Consider the following 20,886-nt stretch of genomic DNA (forward strand, 5'->3'; position numbering starts at 1 on the left):
ACCCAGGCTTACCCCATGCCTGTCCCGGCTACCGCGACAGGACGCCGTCCGGCCAAGCGCGCCCTCATAGTTGCCGCCGTCGTCGTGCTGCTCCTCGCCGGTGGCGGCGTCACCTGGTGGGCACTGGCCGATGACGGGGACCCCATCGACCACGTCGAGGTCTCGGGCGGCAAGCTCGTCACCGACGACAGCGACGCGTACGAGGACTGCGACGACACCGACGAGTACACGTACAACGACTGCGACTCGGACACCGACGAGACCTACGAGTTCGTCTACAAGATCACCAACGAGGGGGACGGACCCGCCAACTACTCCGTCATCGTCAACGCCTTCGACGAGGACGGCGACTTCGTCGGCCAGACCTACATCGGGTCGACCCACCTGGCCGCCGGCAAGACCGACGCCGACAAGAGCGAGTTCAACGAGTACAGCGAGTTCGAGGACAAGCGCGAGCTGTCCGACATCGCGTCCGTGAAGGTCGCCTACGTCGAGCGCGTCGCACTGGCCAACTGAGCCGAGGCGAACCCCACGAAGCACGCCCGTCCTTCACGCCCCACCGTGAAGGGCGGACGCTGGACGTCCTTGGAGTCCCGTACGTGGACGGCCTGCTCGGGGACGGCGATCTCCATGCAACTGGCACCTTGCGCACTGCTGCAGCTGGACTTGTGCCAGTCGAGTTCAGGCGTGCTCACTGCGAGCGGGCCTGGTCGACGAACGCATTGATCGAACGCTTGAGTTCTTCGAGCTCGGGCAGGTCCGCACGGACATCCGCTGCGGAGGACACCGACTCGGCACGCTTGACGGCCTGAAGGGTGTGGGCCACCGAGACCACGATGTCGTCCGCGGCTGTGATGAGAGTCGCGGAACCGAGAAAGCGCAGTTGGGCCGCTTCTCGGTGCAGGTCCCGCGACTTGTGGTTGTACTCCTCACCGAAAGTGAGGATCTCCGCGTCGCGTCCGAGCTGCTGGAAGTAGTGGAGCTGTTCGAGCAGACGTCGGCATTCGATCGCAGCGGCCACGAAAGCAGCACAGACACCGCGTAGCGCGTCCTCCTGCCGCTGCCGCTTCTCTCGTGACCACTGGGTGTCATCACGACGGGCGGTGAGCCAGCCGCCGAGGGCGACACCACCCAGACTGCCGATCACCGCGATCACCGTCAGGATCAATTGGTTCCCCACGCCTCCAGTGTGGTGCAAGGTCGCAGGAACTTGTTCTTGGTCACCAGGGGCGAATCCACTCCATGCCCTGGCCACGTCCCTCGCGGTGGCCACGGCGACCCCTGGTCCTCGACTCGAATCGCCGGCCCGGCTCGTCGGCGACTGCCGTCACAGGCTCAGCAGCAGGTCCCGGACCGTGGCGGGCCGGGACAGGAACGGGTGGTGGCCGGCGTCGAGTTCGACGACGCTGCCGGCCCGGCGGGCGAACTCGCGCTGCAGACGCGGCGGGGTGCCCCGGTCCTGGGCGCATACGAGGTACGTCGAGGGCACCTGCTGCCATGCGGCCGCCCCGACCGGCTGGCCGGTCACCTGCACGCTCTGCCGGGCGAGGTGATCCGCCGCCTGCGCCTGGACCTCGGGGTCGCAGTCCTGCAGGAACGTGTCCACGAGCAGCTCGGGACGGACCCCGAAGGTGCCGGCGTCGGGGTCCACGTCGAGGAACGGGGCGGGGCCGCCGTCCCCGAACTCCGCCAGGCTCTGCCCGACCTCGGGCAGGTAGCTGGAGACCAGCACCAGGTGGCGCACCGACCCGACGCCCGCGGCGGCTTCCGCGGTGACGATGCCGCCGTAGCTGTGGGCGACCACGACGGTCGGCTCGTCGCCGTCCAGCAGCACCTGCCGCACCGCCGCGACGTCCTCGGACAGCCCCGGACCGCCGACGCCTCCGGGCAGGCCCGCCTCGCCACAGCTCGGCAGCGCCGGGGCCACGCTCGGCACCCCTCGCTCCCGCAGCAGCTCGGCGGTGCGGTGCCACCACCACGACCCGTCCCGCACGCACGCCCCATGCACGAACACGACCCTCATCGCTACCTCCACGTCTGCCTGACCGCCTTTCGATCAACAGTAGACGTAGCCGCCATTACGCGAAAAGATGTTCGATATGGGCAGACGACCACAGCCACACATCAAGGAGAGGCTGCTCGACGCGTGCGCCGACTACGCCCTCGCACACGGCCTCCCGGACCGGCTCGAGCCGCTGGCCACCGCCACCGGCACCTCGGCCCGCATGCTGATCTATCACTTCGGCACCCGCGACGCCCTGCTGCGGGCCGTCCTCGGGCACGCGCGCCAACGCCAGCTCGACACATTCGGCGACCTCCTGCGGGCGCGACCCGACGAGCCCTACACCGCCACCCTGGATCGCGCCTGGACCTCGATCACCGGCTTGGACGGACGGCCGTACCTGCGGATGTTCGGTCAGCTGCGCGAGAACACAGGGCAACAGTTGTGGCCCGACTTCCGGCGCGTCGCCACGACCGACTGGCTCGGGCCGCTCGAGGAGGGCCTGCGCAGCATCGGCCGGCCGGAGCTGGCGACACTCGTCCTCGCCGTCATCCGTGGCCTCCTCATGGACCTCGACGCCACCGCCGACACCGCCCGCACCGACCGGGCCTTCCGTGACTTCCTCGCCGCGGTCGAGCACCTGCCCAGCGGCGACAGCTCAGCCGCCCACCACTCCCAGGCACCCGCCGGCAGCAGCACGACCAGTGCCGACACGGCGTCGGGCACGTAGTGCCGCGTCGCCCACCGATCGCCTGAGGTCACATCCTGCGGGCACTGGAGTCGAGTACCTCCCTGCGCCTGCGGAACATGGCGAAGCCGGTCTGCACGGTCACAAGTACGCAATCGACGCGCCCCTCGCCGCCGTCGCACTGCGGCAGCCGGGACCGGTGGCCCTCTTCACCTCCGCCACGAAGAGGTCCTTCCCGACCGCCCAGCCCGCGTCGAACCTCGGGCTGTTGCGGGCAAAGGTGTGTACCTCGATCCCTCGGTGGGACAGGTGCTTGATGAGCGCTCCGACCGTTCGTTCATGGGCCGCGGTTCCCTTGTCCAGCGAGCTGAGGTCCGCATTCAGTTCCCTGACCGTGGACCGACCGGTCTTCCGCACTTGAAGGGGAGCGCCGAGGACGTCGTATGTGGCATGCGGAGGCACCACGACCGGGGCACTTCCCCGCGAGGAAGAGCGTGGTTCCAGGCAGGGTGCGGAGAAGCCGTGGATCAAGCTGCCGAATCCGGCTTCGTTCACGACGTGGAGGTGACGGCCCAGTCCGCGCCCGCGCTCCACGCCCCGGTGACGGCGCACGCGTCGCATGTCAGCCCCGTTGCAGGTCCCTGCGGTTGATCTGTGCCAGGAGCGGCGGCTCCGACTGCCCTTCGTAGCCGAGGTGGAGTTCCTGCCGGGCGCGCGTGGCCATCACGTAGTACGACATGCGCAGTGCGGCGGAGGTGGGGTCCGTCCCCGCGTCCCCGTGGGTGTCGGGGATGACGACGGTGTCGAAGCCCAGCCCCTTGGCGCTGCGGCGGTGCACGATCACGATGCCGGGCCGGCCGAGGTCGAGGTTGCGGTACTGACCGCCCTTGGACTCGGACGTGTACAGCTGGGGCTTCAGGCGCGGCGCACGGTTCTGGATGCTGCCGAGCAGGGAGAACTGGGTGTGCTTGGTGGCGGCGATCACCCCGATGCTCTTCTTGGGCTGTGCCTCGGCGAGCAGGACGAGCAGGTCCGCGACGCCCCGCTCGTGGAAGCGGTGCAGGCGCGGCGCCGGTCCCTGGCGGCCGGGCAGGACCGGCGTGCCGGCACCGGTGTGGAAGTGGGCCGCCAGGGACGCGATCTGCTCGGTGTTGCGGTGATTGCCGGCGAGTTCGTGGCGGGTGCACCGGCCGAGGTTGCGGGCGATCTCGTCGAGGGTGGAATTGGTGTCGGTGAGCCGTTGGCACTCGTCCGCGAAGACGGTCGTACGGGCTCCCAGCATGCGGCAGAGCAGGTAGAACTCGGGTGGCAGGTCCTGGCCTTCGTCGATGACCAGCGTGGGTCCGGCGGTGGGGGCGGTCTCGGCGGCACGGTTGTACAGGGCGTCCCAGTCGTACCAGCCGTCGCCGCCGCCGGGCGGTGTGGCGCCGTACCAGTCGGCGAGCCAGCGGTGCGCGGTCATGACGCGGACCGAGCGGTCCGCGGGGCCCAGTGCGTGCACCGTGCCGGCGAGCGACTGGCGCAGCAGGTTGGAGTAGGTCAGCAGGACCACCGGGGTGCCGGTGAGGGCGAGCATGACGGCGCGCTGTGCGGCCAGGACGCTCTTGCCGCTGCCGGGGGGTCCGCCGACCAAGTGGTTGCCGTCGAAGGGGAGTCCGTCGAGGCCGGCCCGCTGGTCGGGGTCGAGGTCGAGGTAGGTGATGGTCACGGCTGCTCCAAGGCGCCCGCCGCGGCGGTGCGGGCGGCGGTGACGATCGACTGCAGGTAACCGGGGACCCGTTCGCCGCCGACGACGAGGGCCCGGTCCAGGAGGCTGTTTCCGGCCTCGCAGCTGGTCTCCGGGAGCAGGGCGCAGGCATGGCAGGCGGCCCGGTTGAGGTTGCCGAAGCCCTGTCCGGAGTGTTCGGCGCACAGCGGGTCCGCGGAGCACCAGGCGGCGGACTCGGTCATCCGCAGCAGTGTTTCGGCCAGCCGCGGCGGTTCGCCCTGGCGGACGAGTCCGCCGAGGGTGCCTTCGGCGTCCCCGGCGGCGGTGTAGACGAGGACGCCGTACTGGTCCTGTTCGGGGCGGGCGTAGATCCGCTCGCGCAGGCTCGCCGTGGTGTAGCCGGACTCGAAGGACAGCTGACGGATGAGGAGGTGGGCCAGGGTGTGCAACAGGACGAAGCGTGGGGAGAGTTCGGGACCGGTCACGTTCTGCAGACGGTCCTTCTGGAAGGAGCGGTCGAGGTCGGCCCGCATGCCCTTGACGCGTCTGCGTACGTCCGGGTCCTCCTCCCAGTCCTTCAGCGCGCCGTGGTCGAGGGTGAGGAAGACGCCCTCGCCGAAGACCTCGACGGCGGGCAGCCACTTCAGCCGGCGTGAGGTGTCGGCGGGAACGACGACGGCGTCCGGGGAGACCCGGGTGAAGCCGGACAGGGCGCGGACCTCGCGGAGCCGGTCGGCGAGGACGACGCGGCCGAAGCGGCGGGCGAGTCCGGCCCAGGGTTCGGCGGTCTCTCCGGCCAGGCCGAGCGTGGTCTCGCGCAGGGCGAAGTCACGGGTGGCGGGCGGGACGGGTGCCGTGAACGCGGCCCATTCCTCCCGGCTCAGGTCGGGCCGTGCGGGGCCCTCGGGTGCGGCGGCCGTACCGGCGGTGCTCGTGCCGCCCGTCTCGTCGGCGACGAGTGCGTCCAGCAAGGCGTCGTCGGCTCCCGTGTCCTCCTGGATCATCTGCCGGAACAGGACGGCACGCGGTGAGGCCGGGTCCCGGCACAGCGACACCCACAGGTGGTGTTCGCGGACCTGGTCCGCGAGCGCGTCGTCGGCGTGCACGGGGACGTCGGTCTCGGGGATGTCGAGCGCGGAGTGCACGATCGGGTAGTAGAGGTTGCCGGCGGTCCGCTGCACGATCTGCACCGGGCGCGGACACTCGACGGCTTCACCGGCGCGCTGCCACGGGTTCCGTCCCGAGCAGCGCATACCGTGGGTGCCGAGGATGTCGAGCAGGTCCCGGACGGCTCCGCAGCCCTTCGCGGTGCAGGCGACGGAGAGCGCTTCGAGGCCGGAGGCCCGTTCGGAGACGAGGAAGCGCAGCTTCTCGCGCTCCCCGCACTGCCGCCGCTCGCCCCCGTCGCGCCGCGAGTGCGCCCAGAACCACCAGTCGACGTCGCTGAGATGCCCGGCCTGGCAGATCTGCACGAACCGCATCGGCGCCAGCGTCCGTGCGGGAGAGCAGGAGGGGCAGCGCGGTGCCTGGCCGCGCTTCTCGTCGGCGATCCGCCACCGCTTCATCCGTCGGCAGGCACCGCAGAACAGCCAGGAGGGGAAGCGGATGTACGGCGCTCCGGGCGCGTCGGCGACGTCGAAGCGGTCGTTGGCCGTGGCGGGCGCGGCGTGGAAGCCGGAGACGCCGAGGCGGTCCGCGAGCCGGGGCGAGTCGACGGGCTGCCTGCCGCGGGACGGCCAGTCGCCGATGCCGGTGGCGACGAACGACTCGCCCTGGATGTCGAAGACGGCCCCGACCCCGAAGGGCACCACGGTCTGCGACTGACGTACCCGGAGTGTGCGGCTCACAGGTCGGCTCCCTTCACTGTCACCTGGCATTCCCGGTCGACGTTGCGCATCGAGTTGGGTGTCTCCCACAGGCCGTGAACCTGCTCGAAGCTCTTGATGAGGTGGGACTGGCCCTTGCCCTGGCTGCGGTAGTACAGCTCGCGGCCGTCCTTGCGGGCCTGGCGCGCGAGGTCCTCCCAGTCGGCGAGCAGCCCGGCGAGTTCCTTGCGCGCCGCGTCACCGGCTCCCGGTTCGGCGGTTTCGGCGCGGGCCGCCAACTCGTCCACGAGCGCTTCCGCTTCGGGCATCCGGTCGAGGATCCGGCCGGCCTGGTTCTCGGCCGCGAGCCCGAGCCGGTGCCGTACGAGGACGACGAGCACGGCGTGCAGGGCACGGCGGCGGGAGGGGACGGACCAAGGGGTGACACTGGTCGGCTCGACGTGCCGGTAGAGCGCCCGGTGGTACACGTCGAAGGTCTCGTAGTGCGAACGGTCCCTGGGACGGGTGGCGTTGAAGAAGGTCACCACGAGTCCGGGTACGGCGTGGCGGCCCACGCGGCTGGTGGCCTGGATGTACTCGGCGGTCGTCTTGGGCTGCCCCTGCATCAGCATCAGGGCGAGCCGCTTCACGTCGACGCCCACGGACAGCATGTTGGTGCACGGCAGGAAGGACACCGAACTCGTGTCGTCCCAGCTCTTCTCCAGCCGGTCGAGGAGCACGGGCTGCTCGGAGCGCGGCAGGTTGCTCGTGAGTTCCTCGACCTGCTGGTCCGGCAGGGGGCGTACGCCGCTGCCGGTGTCGAGTCCGGCGAGCTGGGCGGGGATGTCGTCAGCGGCGGCGGTGACCGTGCGGCCCAGTTCGCGCAGGCTGTGGTGGTAGGCGACGAGGGTCCAGTAGGCGTCCCGGTGTTCCTCGGGCAGTTCCCAGGCACCCTGGAGCAGGGCGGCGGCGGTGGCGACGGAGGCACGGCCGGCCGTGTGTCCCTGGGCCATGACACCGACGTAGCGACGGCCCGGCCGGGAGGTGTCGGGCTCGGCGAAATAAGAGTGGCGGGCGTCGAGTCCGGCGGGCGGAAAGAGCTGGACGCCGCCCCCGTAGAGGGCGCGGACCTGCTCACCGGAGCGGCGGATGGTGGCGGTGGACGCCACGACCTTGGGTCCGGTGCCGTCCGGCGCGGCGCACAGTCCGAGGACGGCGGACTCGTAGAGGCCGACGGTGGTGCCCAGTGGGCCGGTGAGCAGGTGCAGTTCGTCCTGGATGACGAGGGACGGCGGCCGGTGCCCGGTGCCGGCGCCGAAGAGCCGTCCCGCGCGTGGTTCCCAGGCGAGGCGGGCGAACTTGTCGACGGTGCCGAGGACGAAGGTGGGCGGACGGTCGTACAGGTGGTCGTCCACGACGGCGACGGGCAGCTCGTCGTGGAAGAGGCACTCGTCCCTGGGGCAGAAGAAGGCGAAGGAGTCGGCGGCGGCGCGCACTCCGTAGTCGCCGATGTCGGGCGACTTGTGGGCGGGCAGGATGCGGGTGCCGCACCACGGGCAGCGGTCGAGGATGAACACGTCGTCCGGGGTGGCGGCCTCGCGCGCGTTCTCGAAGTCGCGGCGCGCCTTGTCGTAGCTGTTCGCGGTGGTGGTCTCACCGACCCACAGCCCGATGGAGAACGGCTCCTCGCCGTAGGCGGCCGGGTCGGCCCGGCGCATGGACTCCAGGGCGCACACGGTCGTCGCGGCACGCTGGAACTGCTGGGTGGTCAGCAGGCTGAGCGTGTACCGGCTGAGCACGGCGGTGCCTCCGCCGTCGGGTCCGCCCCGGCGCAGCACCATCACGAACGCGGCCAGCAGCAGGTACGCCTCGGTCTTGCCACCACCGGTCGGAAACCAGATGAGGTCCGTGACGGCGCGGTCCGGGTGCCGGGGGTCGACGGCGCCGTCGACGGCCAGCAGGAAGAACGCGAGCTGGAAGGGGCGCCAGGTGGCGTCCGCGTACGGCTGCGGGTCCGGCGGTACGCCGTCGTCGCGGCGGGGACGCCGGGTGCCGGCGAGGTCTGCGGCGGAGTGGCGCATCTGCAGCGCCATGGCGTGGTTGGCGGCCCGGAAGGCGTGCAGCAGTTCGGGACGTCCGGGGTCGCAGAGGGTGCGGACGCCGGCCTCGATGCGGGAGACCGCGGTGCCGATCCGTCCGAGGACGCGCTCGGCCGCCTCGCGGCCCCATTCGGGCACCTCGGTGTTGAGCTGACCGACGTACCAGGCCCGGTAGGCGGAGGCGAACTCGAAGAGCTCTTCACGGAGTTGGTCGACGGAGACGGCCGGGTCGGCGAGGTGGGCGAGGCTGAGTACCGGGGTGTCGGTGAGTCCGGCGGCTCGTACGCCCGTGACTTCCGCCTCGGGCATGACGGCCGCCCGGAGTCCCGTCACCGTCCGGTCGTCGCCGTCCCGCAGTTCCTCGACGGCGCACCCGTGGCCGACGGCGTGGGTGCGCACATGCCGGTACTGCAGGCGCAGTTCCTGCTCCTCCGGGTCCCTGCTGGCCAGACGCACACTCGGGTACTGGAGCACCTGCCCGTCGACGGGCCGGGCCCGCAGTTCCACTTGGAAGAGCATTCCGTCCCAGTGGGCGCTCCTGCCGAGGGCGGGGTCGTACCGGGCGGCGTTGACGAGGGCGACGGTGACGAGCTTCCCGTTGCCGAAGTCGCGGCGTGTGACGCGCAGTTCGGCTCGCGCGTCCAGGACGGGGACCTGATCCCGGTCCGGGCCGAGGAGGTGTGTCTCGGCCGGTATCGCGATCCGCTGCCACGTCCGGCCGCGCTGACCGCTGCGCGACTGCGTCCGGTAGCGGGCGGCGGAGCACTCGACCTCGAGGGTCTCGGCGTCGGTGTAGAAGCTGAATCCGAGGGACGACGGCAGCCAGGAGTTCGACTCCGGCACGGGGTCGCCCGCCGGCGCGGTGTCCTCGGCCCCCCGCTCGGTGCCGGCCCCCTCGAACTCCTCCTTGGCGAGGTCCAACTGCCCCTGCAGGTCGGCTTCCTGCGGGTAGAGGGTGCCCATGAGGTACTGCCGGTCGGGTGGTGCGTCGAGCGTCTCGTCGTCGCCGCCGACCGGACCGACGAGCTGCCGCCGCAGGTAGGAGACGAGTTCCTGTCTGGGGTCCATGGGATTCCTGGTGTTCATGAGAGGAGAGGGGGACGAGTGGGAGGCCGGCGGTCTCAGGACCGGCGCCAGCGGTCCCGGAGGGAGCCGCGACCGCGGTCGGCCGCTTCCTGGGCCGCGGCCAGTTGTGCCTGTACCTCGCTGAGCTGCGTCTGCATCTCGCCGAGCTGCGTCTGCAGGGCGTCGATGCGGAGCCAGGCGTCGTGCTCGTTCTGTGCGATGCGCCGAACCGCCTCCTGCTCGGCTTCCTCGGCTCGCCGCCGGGCCGCCTCGACGAACAGGTCCCGCTGGGCGACGGCCGCCTCGGCCTCCCGCAGGCGTGCCTCCACCTCGGCGACGCGCAGTCGGGCACCCTGGTGGTACTCCTCGCGTGCCGAGGCCGCGGCCTGTTCACGCTCGGCGGCAGCCGCGTGGGCGGTCGTCAGCCGTGCCTCCAGGTCCCTGATCCGTGCCTCGGCACCCTCGCGGTACTGGTGCAGTCTCTGTTCCAGCTCGTGTGCCCGCCGCTCGGCGCCAGACGTCTCCCGGGCGGCTTCTTCCGCCTCCTCGGCCCTGCGCAGCAACGCCTCGTACGCCTCACGGTGTTGCGCCTTCAACTGCTCGACGTGTTCCTCGGCCTGCCGCCGCAGATGCCGCTCGCGCCGGTCCCAGGACCTGTCCGCACGACGCAGCAGTTCCTCTTCCAGTGCGTCGAGCTGTGCTTCCGCCGCAGCGCGGGCCGCCGCGACTCGTTCGTCGGCACGGCGCCGTTCCTGGTCCAGCCGGAGCTCGTTCTCCTGTGTCAGCAGGGCGAGCCGGGCATCGTGCCGGGCGCGGACCTCGGCGAGCGACGGCTCGGGGTCGGCCGGCTGCGGCTCGACCGGCGTGGAAGGAGCGGGAGGGGGCACCGGACGCCCGCTTGCCGTGTCGGCTGCCTGCTCCGCGACCGTGCCCGCACCGGCGCCGCCGTTCCCGGAGGCGGGAGCCGTCCGTGGCGGGCGTGCCGCGACGAACTCCGCGAGGGCGGCACCGACGGCGAGGCGCGACTCGGCGCTCACCAGCGGTCTTGTGGCCAGGTACGCCCGGGGAGTGGCCCCGGCCAGCGCTCCGGCGGGCCGCTCGAAGAAGTGCTCGGGCCGCAGCCCCGCGTGCTTGACGGAGTCGAGAACCTTCTGCAGGACTTCGAGGGCCTCGACCACGGGCCGGTCGAGCGTCCCCCGCTGCCGCGCGGCGCGCACCACCGCGTCCGTGCCGGAGGAGCCGAGCAACACGGACAGTTGCAGATGTCCCAAGGCGAGCAGAGCGTACTCGGCGAGCCAGGCCACTCCTCCGCCCAGCGGTGGCCGCGTCAGCGTCAGGGCCTTGTCCCAGTCGGCGGTGGTCTGCGGCGTACCGGCCGGGCCGGTGGTCTCCGCCGGTCGTTCCGTCTCCGGTACCGACGCCGGTTCGGAGCCGGGCACCTGCGTGACCTCGGGCTCCGGTGCCTGCTGACGCTCGGGCTCCGGGGCCTGCTCACACTCGGGCTCCGCCGGTTTCGCCGCCACGGCGAGGAACTCCCGCAGGACGTCCCGTACGGCCAGCCGCGACTCACGGTTCACCAGGGGCCTGCGTACGAGATAGTCACGTGGCGTCGCCCCGACGAGCGCTTCGGCGGGACGGTCGAAGAAGTCCTCCGGCCGCTGCCCGGCCGCCACCAGGGCGTCGAAGACGCGGCACAGCACTTCCAGCGCGGTCAGTACCGGACGCGAGAGGTAGTTGTTCTCGCGGGCGTCCCGCGCCACGGCGTCGGCGGCCGGCCGCCCCAGCACCGCCGCCAGGCCGTCGTCCCCCAGCACCGCACGTGCGTAGTCGGCGAGCCACCGGAGCTGGTCGACGGGCGCCTGCGACATCCGGCAGGCGCGCTCCCAGTCAGCGGCGACGACGTCCGGCGCCGCGGTGTCGACGGTCTCATCGACGCCCGTGGCCACCTTCGCCCGGGCATCTTCCGCTGCGACCGTCGTTGCCTCGAGCTCCGCCTCCCCGACCGGAGCGGCGCGGCTCTCGTCCCGTTCCCCCGCCGTCGGAGCCTGCACCGGAACCTCCCGGGCGGCCCGGGCGAGGCGCTCCGCCCGGACCTTGCGCAGGGCGATCCGGGCCCGGGCGGTGCGGGCCGCGTGCGTGGCGCGGGCGATCCGTGCCGCCCGCTTGGCCTCGGCGGCGCGTTCCGCCGCGCGCTCGGCCTTCTCGCACACGTCGTCCAGACCGACGAGGCCGGCCTCACGCACCCGCTGCCGCAGCACGGGCCGGACCTTGCCCTCGATCTGCCGGATGCGTTCCCGGGTGACGCCGAACTCACGTCCGAGGTCGTCCAGGGTCGAGGGTTCGTCCCCGTCGAGTCCGAGCCGCCGTACGAGGATGCGCGCCTCCCGTTCGGTGAACGTGTCCACCACGGCCAGGACGTCCTCCGCGAACAGGGCTCCCACCACCTGCCGCTCCACCGACGGCAGGACATGGGTCTCCGCCACGAAGTCCGCCAGGGTGGCGCCGTCGCCGATGACCCGGTCCAGGGAGTCGGTGCGCCGGGTGAGCTTCCGGATCTCCTGCACCTTCTGCAGGGTCATGTCGCACCGCACCGCGACATCGGCGTCGCCCGCGCGCCGCCCCTCGGCCGCGAGGGCGCGTTCGGCCCTGGCCACCTTCCGCATCTGTTCGTGCATGTGCACCGGGACGCGGATCAGCGCACCCTCGTCGGCGATGGCCCGGGTGATGGACTGCCGGATCCACCAAGTGGCATAGGTGGAGAACTTGTTGCCCATGGTCGGGTCGAACTTCCGCGCCGCCCTGAGCAGACCGAGGAAGCCGTGCTGGAGGAGGTCCTCGTAGTCGAGCCCCTGATCCTGGTAGGGCCGCGCCAGGGAGTGCACGAGTCGCTGGTTGTGCACCACGAGGCAGTCCCGGGCACGGATCCTGAGGTCTTCGGGAGGCAGGACCTTCAGTTCGTCCTCGTCCGGTTCCTGCGCGATGCGGTCCGCCCCGCCCCGCAGCAGCACGGCCAGGCCGACCTCGGCCTGCGCGCTCAGCAACCGGCTGCCGGGGCGCCGCACCCGTCGGTCGGTGTCCAGAACGGCGTGCGCCGCGGCCACCGACTCCGCGAGGTCCCCTTGCGACGCGCCCCCCGGGTCCGGCGCCTCGGCTTCGACATCCTCCGCGCCGTCGGACGTGTCCGGCTCGTCGGCCTCCTCACCGTTCCCGGCGCTCGACTCGCCCTCCGGGGCCCGTACCAGGGCCCTCGCACGGAGCTGAGCGGCCTCGTGTGCGGCGAGCCCGGTGAGCCGGACCACGCCGTCCACGACCCTCGGGGTCACGTACCCGTCGGCGTCCGCGTAGCGGGCCAGCAGGTTCTGTACGAGCGACAGGCGGGGGAACACATTTTCTGCACGATCCTGTGCAACCTTTTCACCACCCCGCTGGTCACCCCCTGTGTGCATCTGCAATTCCCTCACAGGCAGCCCCAGCCGGGCCAGCTCCTGACGCAGCCGTTCCCGCTCGGCGTCCCCCAGCGCGAGCGCCCGCACGCTCTCGATGAAGACGTGCTCCGGGACGACGCCGTCCACGGCCGCACGCCGCAGTCGCGCCAGCACCTCACCGAGCGCCGCGCGCAGGCCGGACGATCCGCCCTCGACCGCAGACCACTGCGTCATTCGTTCACCCCGCAACTTTTCTTGGCCTCACGGTAAGTTCAACACGTTGATGATGTCAACGGATCCCTACCTACCAATTTGATCACCTCTCGTGTACGGCGTCCCTGCCGCCGTTTCCTCTCTGTCACGATGGGTGGGCGCAGCGATAGGTGAGGGGCCTGTCCGTCAGGGCAGGGCGGGACGCGTACGAGGGGCGAAGCAGCGAGTGAGGTTCGCCCCGGTCCCTGCACGGCGATCGCCGCGTGCATCCCGACTACTTCCCACTGCGACGAGCCCCTTCAGGAGCAGGCGATGAACAACGAGATTCAGCTGATCAGTGACGGTGACGGACTGGCAGTCATGGGGAATGCGACGGATGTCGAACGATTCCTCGCCTCGGAGGTATTGCCGTCGAAGGATCTCGGGGTGCAACGACTCAAGTCTGTCTTCGGTACCGGGGCCGCGGTCGCGCAGGCGGGTTCGGACATTGCCGCCGACTCGGGTCGCTGGGTGAAGCTGACCAAGGAGTCCGCGGAGCGTGTCAAGAAGTTCGGGCTGATGGAAAGCAGGACGCCAGGCGTCAGCCATGCGATGGTGGGGAAACCCGGCTCGATCAAGTCATGGCTCCAGATCGAGAAGGGGGCCGGCTCGTTCCTGACCAGCCCTGCACGTCTGGCTGGTGTCGCGGGGGTCATGGCGCAGCTCTCGATGCAGCAGACCATGGACGAGATCACCGACTACCTCGCCACGATCGACGAGAAGGTCGACGACGTGCTCCGCGCCCAGAAGGACGCTGTGTTGTCCCGCATGATCGGAATGGACCTCGTGATCGAGGAGACCATGACCATCCGGGAGCAGGTGGGCCGAGTCTCCGAGGTCACGTGGTCGAAGGTACAGACCGCGCCGACGACGATCGCGGAGACCCAGGCGTACGCGTTGCGTCAACTCGACGCCCTCGCCGAGAAGTTGGAAAGCAAGTCCAAGATCGGTGATCTCGCCACGGCGGTCAAGGAAGTCGAGCCCAAGGTTCGGGAGTGGCTCGCTGTTCTGGCTCGCTGCTTCCAACTGCAGGACGCGATCGCGGTGCTCGAACTCGACCGAGTGCTGGACGCGCATCCGGATCAGCTGGACCAGCACCGCCTCGGGCTTCGGGTTGCCCGACAGAATCGGCTGGATCTCATCTCACGGAGCACCGAGCGTCTGGTGGCCCGGATGAACTCGGCTGCCGACGCGGCCAACGCGAAGGTGTTGCTGTACCCGACCAAGTCCCCGGCTGTGGTCCGGTCGAGCAACCACGTGGTGACCGGCGTCCATGACTTCCACGCGCGGCTCGGGATCGAGTCCGGTCGCCAGTCATCGGAGGCGAGACGATGGGTGGACGCGGCGGCGGAGGTGAAGGACAAGGCGCTTGAGACAGGAGCGAAGGGCGTCAGCGTCGCCAGAAGCCTCGGCAACGAGACCCTCGACCGGGCCGGCTCGGTCAAGGGCAAGCTCTCCAGCGAGATCGCCGAGCGAGCGCGCCGCCTGCGCAGGGACGAAAAAGAAAGCGACAAGGAAGACTGAGTGAGCGTCGACCGCCCCCACCGTGGGGCGAGCCGCCAACCGCCCACCCCGCAGCCGGCCTCCGTCAGTCCCGCGCCGCCGCGAAGCCCACGAAGTGATCCCAGCCCTCACGCCCCACGGCGAACGGCCGTCGTGTCACGTCCTTGGAGTCCCGTACGTGGACGGTCTGCTCCGCGACAGCGACCTCCACGCAGTCGTCGCCCTGTGCGCTGCTGTAGCTGGACTTGAACCAACCGAGTTCGGACGTGTTCATAGCGCCCCTCTGATCCGCATCAGCAGGCCCATGGAGTCCTTCGGGGAAAGCGCCTGCGAGCGCAGGCTTGCACAGCGCATGTGGATGCGGCTCACCTCTTTCGGCCAGCGGTCAAGCGGCCGTTCTCCTGCCCGTGCCTCCCCACGCCGCCAAGGAACCGAAGCCACCCCGGCGTTCTCGGCGCACCGCTGGCCCCGGCCAGGAGACGCTCGGTTTCCCGACCTGACAGGCACCCGCGCGGGTGCCCGATGCCCGCACCACTCACCACATGCGTACGTACGGTGACGTGACGTACGAGCTCCGCCTCTGGAACACACTTCCTCACGCCCGTCACCGTGGTCCCCTGCGCTCAACCACTCCCCAGTTCCCCGCCACCATACGGACGTTCACGCAGCAGTTCTCGTCCACCCGGCGTCACCGACCGCGCGGAGCCGGCCGTCGCGGAGCCGGCCGCCAACGCGGCGCTGCACGACCGGCGGAAGTCACCAACCCGGATAACGGCTCCACCAGTGCGGGTCCCAGCCCTCGACGTACTCGCTGCCGCTGGGCGAGTCGAGGGTCTGGATCAGCAGGTCGCGCGCCAAGGTGTCGAGCACCCATGCCAGTTCGTGACGGCTCACCAGGTCCACGGGCAGTGCCTCGATCCCGTGTACGGCGCCGAGCAGCGCGCCCGTCACACAGGCGACGGAGTCGCCGTCCGGCGCTCCCGCCGCGAACTGCAGTGCGGTCCCGAAGTCGGCTCGGCCGGGGAAGGACGCCGCGACGTAGAGGCCGCCGTACAACGCCGAAGGGGCGGTGGCGTCCGGTGCGAGCCGTGCGAGCAGCCCCGCGTCCGCGGGCTGGTCGACGGCGTGCCGGAACACTGTCACGAGGTGGTGGTGCTCGTCGCCGACGTCGCTGCGGTCCAGGGGCGGGAGCGCGGCAATACCTGTTCGTAGGGTCTCCCGTACCGGCTGGTCGGCGGTGACGGGACGATGGGCTTCCTCAGGGGAGCCGGTCAGGCAGTGATGGAGCAGCGCAACCGCCCGGACGGTGGCGGACCGCGCTGCCGCGTCACCGTGTGTGAGAGCGGCGGTCTCTCCGGCCAGTGCGGCTCCTTCCTTCCCGATCGCCGAGATCGGGAGGGCCCGTGTCAGTGCGTGACAGCCTCGGCTTCGAGTCGCCGTCTGTTCGTGGCGCTCGTCGATCCGGGACAGGGCGGCCACGGTCGCCGGTGCGCTGCCCCGCCGCTCGGCCAACGCCGGCACACCCGCGAGCCAGCCGTCCGGCCACTCCGCTCCGGTCCCGGAGGCCCAGCGGCGCCGCATCCTCTCCGTTTCGATGCCTTGCAACGCGGCCCATCGGCAGTAGGCGTGCAGGACCACCGACGGCGGGTGGCAGATCCCTTTGTGCTCCATGCGCACCATCGCGCGGATGATGCCCTCGGCGGTGAAACAGGCGAGTTGCGTGCTGACACCGGCCCGCAACAGGCCGTCGGCCGGCGGCCTGCCCCGAGCGGTTCCCACCGTGTCCCCGAGCGCAAGGCCGAGCATCATCCCCCGCAGCCGGGACTCAAGCCTCCGGAGCTTCCTTCGTCGGTCCTTCTCGTCGGCCAAGGCAGCCTGCTTTCTCCTCGAAACGGTCTCGCCAGCAGCGGGCCCGGTGTCCTGCTCCCCGCGATCACTGTTCACTCTTGGCGATCTACATCGACAATCGTACACACGCCCACAAGAATAGCTTGTTGACATCATCAACGGGAATACTTCATGCTCCAATCCGCAACGGCGTGACCAGCCCGGCCGTACCCATGTGCCTCAGCTGCTGTACGCCACCCTCGCTCACCGTCCCCGGGAGAGACCGTGAATCCGCAGAACCACCCGCAGGGTCCGTCCGACATACGGCCGCTGCGCAAGCGCAAGAGACTGTGGGCCGTCGGCGCCGCCCTGTTCGCCCTGGGGGCGATCGGCGGCACCCAGTCCGCGCAGGACGAGGTGGACGCCGCCCAGGCCCTGGCCGCCAAGCCCGTGCCGACCGTCACGACCACGGCGACGGCTACGGCGACGGCGACCGTCACCGCCGAGCCGGAACCCGCCCCCACGGTCACCAAGACCAAGAAGGTCACCACGCCCGGCCCGACCGTCACCGTCACCAAGACCGCCCGGGCCGCCACCGGATCCGGCACCAGCGGCAGTACCGGCAACAACAGCGACAGCGGCTCCGGAACCTGCTCCATCACCTCCAACACGGGCAACTGCTACCAGGCGGGGCAGTACTGCCGGAACAGTGACCACGGGGCCACGACGACGACCGCGGGCGGCACCCGGATCACGTGCAGGTACAGCTCGAACGCCTGGCGCTGGTCCTACTCCTGACGGGCGGCACGGCAAGGCCGCGAGCCGTCTCCCGACGACGCCCGGCTACAGGGGCGGCTTGGTGCCCGGCACCCAGTCGACGCCGAAGCCGCAGGCCCGGTCGATGAGTTCCTGGCTCGACAGGAGCGGCTCGGCGGTGAACCAGCGGACCTCGCGCCGCAGGTCGAGGGTGGCGGCGCGCTGACGGTGACGACGCCTCCGAGGCTGCGGAAGTCGGCCGCGCCTTCGCAGAGGTACACGTAGGCGAGCAGCTTGGCGAACCGGTTCCGGCGCTCGAGGCTGATGCGGAGGGTCTCGCCGTCCGAGGTCTCGCCGGTCCGGTCGTCCTGGTCGAGGCTGACGTGGGGTCAGACGTCGAGGTCGCCGAGCTACGCGCCGAGCGGTTGCACCGCCGTCCCCGCCCCGTCACGGGTGAGCACCAGACAGCCGAGGCCGAGGGCGGCCTCGGCTGTGACCGACCAGTTGAGGTTCAACTGGATGACGCCCCGGTCAATGAAGGGAACGTGAAGATCCCCTTCACTTCGTTCGCGCGGCAGGGGCGTACGCGACACGCCATCACTCTGTTCTCGTCACGCTCGAATCCGTACGAAGTCCCGGCATCACCGGGCAAGCGTTTCACCTTCCTCACCGCCTCATACCGCCAGGCGCCCAGCGCGCGAACGTACACATTTTCGAGCCATAGCTTGAAAGAGGATTTCCGTTGACAACGCTAACTGCACAACATCAGTCTGGACTCGCGCACAACGTGCGGCTCTCACAGCCTCCCGACCCGACAAGGACCAGTCCATGCCCGAGCAGCCCCAGCCGTCCCCCTCCGACCCCGGCGACGCTCCCGCCTCCGTCCGGGAGCTCCTTCTGGCTCGTCTCGACGTCTCCGAGCTCGCGCCGGAAGCACGCGCCGTACTGCGCGGGTTACTCCCGGACGAGCGGACCATGAGCGGTGAGGGGAGCGTCGGGCCCGTACAGCTGCGGTCCATCACCGCCGCCGGCTGGCGCGGCATCGGGCCTCGTACCACGCTCGAACTGCCGCCCGGCCCCGGCCTGGTGGTCGTCGCCGGACCCAACGGCTCCGGCAAGTCGAGCTTCGCCGAGGCCGCGGAGACGGCCTTGACCGGGCGCAACTCCCGCTGGGACAAGCGCCGGACCGGTGACTGGAAGCAGGGCTGGCGCAACCTGCACAGCCCCGACGTCACGCCCGAGGTGAGCGTCGAACTGGGGCTCGGCGAGCACGGCGAACCCGTCACCGTACGGCGGACCTGGTACGGCGCCAAGGTCGACGACGCCCGGACGCGCGCCGAAAGGGCCGACGGCTCGGAGCGGAAGCCGGACGAGGTCGTCGACGCCGAGGCGCTCCGCCTGGCCCGGCCCTTCCTGCCGTACAGCGAACTCGGTTCGATGATCAACGGCACGCTCTCCGACCTGCACGACGCGTTCTTCAAACTCCTCGGCCTGGAACTGCTCGCAGAGCTCGACGGACGCGTCAAGGACGCCGCGAGCGAGTGCGAGCAGGCGGGCAAGCGCGAGAAGGAACGCACGGAACAGCTGCTCGGGGAACTGGCCACGCTGGACGATCCGAGGGCCCGGGACGCGGTCGAAGCGCTGTCCGGCACCCGGCCCGACACCGGCAGGGTACGGGCGCTGCTCGCGAGCCGCTCCCCGGCGGCCGAGCCGGAACTGGCACGGCTGCGGCGGCAGGCCGGCCTCACCGGTCCCGATCCGCAGGAGGTCTCCGGTGCCGTCGCGCGGCTGCGCGAGGCGGCGGCGCGGGCCGAGGACGCCCGGCACGGCAGCGCCGAGAACGCCCGGCGGCTGGCGAAGCTGCTGGAAGCCGCGCTCGATCACCGGCGGCGCTCCCCGTCCCCCGACTGCCCGGTGTGCGGCACCGGGCAGCTCGACCAGGCGTGGGCCGAGCGGGCACGGGCCGAGGTGGAACGGCTGCAGAGCGAGGCGGCCCAGGCCGAATCCGCCCTGCAGGGAGTGGTGAAGGCGCGGCGGGCCCTCCACGACGTGATCGAGCCCGTCCCCGTGTGGCTGCAGACGGAGGACTCACCGCTTGCGGAGCTCTGGCGGCAATGGGCGCTGTGCCGCAGCGTCACCGATGCCTCGGAGCTGGCCGGCCGGGCGGAGCGGTCCGCCGTCGCTCTGGAGGATGCCTGCCGACAGGTGCGGGAGGAATCGGCCCGTCAACTGGCCGACCAGGACGGCGAGTGGCAGCCGATGGCCGTGCGGCTCACCGACTGGCTGGCCGTGGCGGAAGCGGCCGAGGCCGCCCGCGCCCGTCGCCCGTACGTGAACAAGGCGCGCGCCTGGCTGCGTACGGTCATCGACGAGCTGCGGGACGAGCGGCTGCGGCCCTTCGCCGAGCGCTCGCAGGAGGTGTGGCAGCAGTTGTGCGAGCACAGCAGCGTCACGCTGGGCTCCGTGACCCTGGCCGGCACTCCCGGACGCGGCAGGGTCGAACTGGACGTCACCGTCGACGACATGACCGCTCCCGCCTACAGCGTGATGAGCCAGGGGGAGCTGCACTCGCTGGCGCTGTCGCTGTTCCTGCCGCGTGCCACGCACGATGCCAGCCCGTTCGGTTTCCTGGTGATCGACGACCCCGTGCAGTCCATGGACCCGCAGAAGGTCGAAGGACTGGCCCGGGTGCTCGACACCGTGGCCAAGGACCGCCAGGTGATCGTCTTCACCCATGACACACGGCTTCAGCAGGCGATCGTCCACCTCGGCATCCGGGCGACCGTGCTGCGGGTCACCCGTCAGAGCGACTCCGTGGTGGGAGTCGAGAGGGTGACCGACCCCGTCGAGCAGGCCCTCGCGGAGGCGCGGGCCGTCTCGCGCGACCCGCAGCTGCCTCAGGACGTGGCCGATCACGTGCTTCCGGCCATGTGCCGGGGCGCGGTGGAAGTCGCCTGTCTGGCGACGGCGCGCCGCCGGCTCCGTGACGAACACGGACTGCCGCTGTCCGAAGTGGAGAAGCGCATCGCATCCCTGGAGCGAACCAAGGAGTACGTGGCTCTCGCACTGCTCGGGGACGGCAAGCTGCACCCCCACTACGCCGTCGAACAGATCATGCCGGGTGGCTGGCAGCTGATCGAAGCGTTCAACTCCGGGGCGCACGGGCCGCTCCCCACGGTGGACGACCGCAGGACACTGGTGTCCCGGACCAAGGGCCTGGCGCGGGCCATCCTGCGTTCCGACGCCCGGGGAAGCGGCGCGGCGGGTGCCGGAAACGCCGGAGGTGCCCGGTGACGGCCATCTCCTCCGACGGTCTGGTCGCCGCCGCCGACCGACTGCTGCTGCCTCCGGCGGGGACGGTACAGACCCTGGCCCCCGGTCTGCGGGCCCGCGCCGCCGCGGTCCTGCTGCGCATGGCCCTGGAGCAGGCCCTCGACGCCTACTGGCAGCGGGTCACTCCGCGCATGACCCGGGTCGGCAAGCACCGCATGCTGTGCCTGGAGTGGTACGCGGGACGCGACACCGCGCGCCGGTGCCGTACGACGTGGGCGGCGCTCAGCGCGGCGTGCCACTACCGCACGTACGAACTACCGCCTACACCGGCCGAGATCCACGCCCGGCTCGGCGAGGTCACCGCATTGCTCACCACGCTGGGCGAAGGCGGGGGGACGTCGCCGGCCGGATCACGCACGAACGCGTGACCGACGGCCCCCGCGCGGGCTCGGGCGAGTTGTCCGACGGACATGGACAGGGTCC

Annotated in this window: 16 protein-coding genes; 6 read left to right on the top strand and 10 right to left on the bottom strand. The window is 71.0% G+C overall.

Annotated features, from left to right (window positions below):
* The first annotated feature begins 15 nt into the window (after positions 1 to 15).
* On the top strand, positions 16 to 516 hold the full coding sequence (locus KUM38_RS20290; protein WP_217130822.1) for a hypothetical protein: 501 nt from the start codon (positions 16 to 18) through the stop codon (positions 514 to 516).
* On the opposite strand, the gene KUM38_RS20295 is transcribed toward KUM38_RS20290, so the two are convergent.
* The 3 genes from KUM38_RS20295 to KUM38_RS20305 all read right to left on the bottom strand — a co-directional run bounded on the left by KUM38_RS20295 (position 486) and on the right by KUM38_RS20305 (position 2,023).
* Positions 486 to 695, bottom strand: coding sequence for a DUF397 domain-containing protein (locus tag KUM38_RS20295; protein WP_217130823.1), 210 nt, complete (start codon positions 693 to 695; stop codon positions 486 to 488). The two genes, KUM38_RS20290 and KUM38_RS20295, sit on opposite strands and share 31 nt — an antisense overlap.
* Complete coding sequence (locus KUM38_RS20300; RefSeq protein WP_217130824.1) at positions 692 to 1,168, bottom strand: hypothetical protein; 477 nt, start codon at positions 1,166 to 1,168, stop codon at positions 692 to 694. The genes KUM38_RS20295 and KUM38_RS20300 overlap by 4 nt, the downstream gene beginning before the upstream one ends.
* Before the next feature lie 159 nt (positions 1,169 to 1,327).
* Positions 1,328 to 2,023: an alpha/beta fold hydrolase gene (locus tag KUM38_RS20305; protein WP_217130825.1), complete on the bottom strand. Its 696-nt coding sequence runs from the start codon at positions 2,021 to 2,023 to the stop codon at positions 1,328 to 1,330.
* 76 nt (positions 2,024 to 2,099) lie between these two features.
* On the opposite strand from KUM38_RS20305, the gene KUM38_RS20310 reads away from it, so the two are divergent.
* Positions 2,100 to 2,732, top strand: a complete 633-nt coding sequence (locus tag KUM38_RS20310; protein ID WP_254397490.1) for a TetR/AcrR family transcriptional regulator — start codon at positions 2,100 to 2,102, stop codon at positions 2,730 to 2,732.
* A 580-nt stretch (positions 2,733 to 3,312) separates the two neighbouring features.
* Here KUM38_RS20310 and KUM38_RS20315 read toward each other — a convergent pair.
* The 4 genes from KUM38_RS20315 to KUM38_RS20330 are packed head-to-tail and all read right to left on the bottom strand — an operon-like array spanning position 3,313 to position 13,026.
* On the bottom strand, positions 3,313 to 4,398 hold the full coding sequence (locus KUM38_RS20315) for a DNA helicase (RefSeq protein ID WP_217130826.1): 1,086 nt from the start codon (positions 4,396 to 4,398) through the stop codon (positions 3,313 to 3,315).
* A complete protein-coding gene (drmB, locus tag KUM38_RS20320) occupies positions 4,395 to 6,245 on the bottom strand; it encodes a DUF1998 domain-containing protein (protein ID WP_217130827.1) in 1,851 nt (616 codons plus the stop codon). Before drmB ends, KUM38_RS20315 begins: the two co-directional genes overlap by 4 nt.
* Complete coding sequence (locus KUM38_RS20325) at positions 6,242 to 9,370, bottom strand: helicase-related protein (protein WP_217130828.1); 3,129 nt, start codon at positions 9,368 to 9,370, stop codon at positions 6,242 to 6,244. The genes drmB and KUM38_RS20325 overlap by 4 nt, the downstream gene beginning before the upstream one ends.
* 53 nt (positions 9,371 to 9,423) lie before the next feature.
* The gene (locus KUM38_RS20330; RefSeq protein ID WP_217130829.1) at positions 9,424 to 13,026 is read right to left on the bottom strand and encodes a sigma-70 family RNA polymerase sigma factor; all 3,603 of its coding nucleotides are present in this window, start codon (positions 13,024 to 13,026) and stop codon (positions 9,424 to 9,426) included.
* 291 nt (positions 13,027 to 13,317) lie between these two features.
* On the opposite strand from KUM38_RS20330, the gene KUM38_RS20335 reads away from it, so the two are divergent.
* Positions 13,318 to 14,568, top strand: coding sequence for a hypothetical protein (locus tag KUM38_RS20335; RefSeq protein ID WP_217130830.1), 1,251 nt, complete (start codon positions 13,318 to 13,320; stop codon positions 14,566 to 14,568).
* Positions 14,569 to 14,632: 64 nt separating this feature from the next.
* On the opposite strand, the gene KUM38_RS20340 is transcribed toward KUM38_RS20335, so the two are convergent.
* Positions 14,633 to 14,821 (bottom strand): DUF397 domain-containing protein, encoded by a 189-nt coding sequence (locus tag KUM38_RS20340; RefSeq protein ID WP_217130831.1) that lies wholly within the window; start codon positions 14,819 to 14,821, stop codon positions 14,633 to 14,635.
* Between the two features lie 482 nt (positions 14,822 to 15,303).
* Positions 15,304 to 16,416: an ADP-ribosylglycohydrolase family protein gene (locus KUM38_RS20345; RefSeq protein WP_254397491.1), complete on the bottom strand. Its 1,113-nt coding sequence runs from the start codon at positions 16,414 to 16,416 to the stop codon at positions 15,304 to 15,306.
* A 243-nt stretch (positions 16,417 to 16,659) separates the two neighbouring features.
* On the opposite strand from KUM38_RS20345, the gene KUM38_RS20350 reads away from it, so the two are divergent.
* Positions 16,660 to 17,172, top strand: coding sequence for a hypothetical protein (locus tag KUM38_RS20350; protein ID WP_217130832.1), 513 nt, complete (start codon positions 16,660 to 16,662; stop codon positions 17,170 to 17,172).
* 368 nt (positions 17,173 to 17,540) lie between these two features.
* Here the strand turns inward: KUM38_RS20350 and KUM38_RS41970 are convergent, their stop codons facing one another.
* Positions 17,541 to 17,723: a hypothetical protein gene (locus KUM38_RS41970; protein WP_254397492.1), complete on the bottom strand. Its 183-nt coding sequence runs from the start codon at positions 17,721 to 17,723 to the stop codon at positions 17,541 to 17,543.
* 235 nt (positions 17,724 to 17,958) lie between these two features.
* Here KUM38_RS41970 and KUM38_RS20360 point away from each other — a divergent pair, with 235 nt between their 5' ends.
* Both KUM38_RS20360 and KUM38_RS20365 read left to right on the top strand, forming a co-directional pair.
* Positions 17,959 to 20,424: an AAA family ATPase gene (locus tag KUM38_RS20360; protein ID WP_217130833.1), complete on the top strand. Its 2,466-nt coding sequence runs from the start codon at positions 17,959 to 17,961 to the stop codon at positions 20,422 to 20,424.
* Positions 20,421 to 20,831 carry a hypothetical protein gene (locus KUM38_RS20365; protein WP_217130834.1) on the top strand — a complete coding sequence of 137 codons (411 nt, stop codon included), beginning with the start codon at positions 20,421 to 20,423 and terminating at the stop codon, positions 20,829 to 20,831. The genes KUM38_RS20360 and KUM38_RS20365 overlap by 4 nt, the downstream gene beginning before the upstream one ends.
* The last annotated feature ends 55 nt before the right edge of the window (positions 20,832 to 20,886 follow it).

This window comes from Streptomyces sp. AC558_RSS880 (assembly GCF_019049255.1).
In the GTDB taxonomy this organism is placed as follows: domain Bacteria; phylum Actinomycetota; class Actinomycetes; order Streptomycetales; family Streptomycetaceae; genus Streptomyces.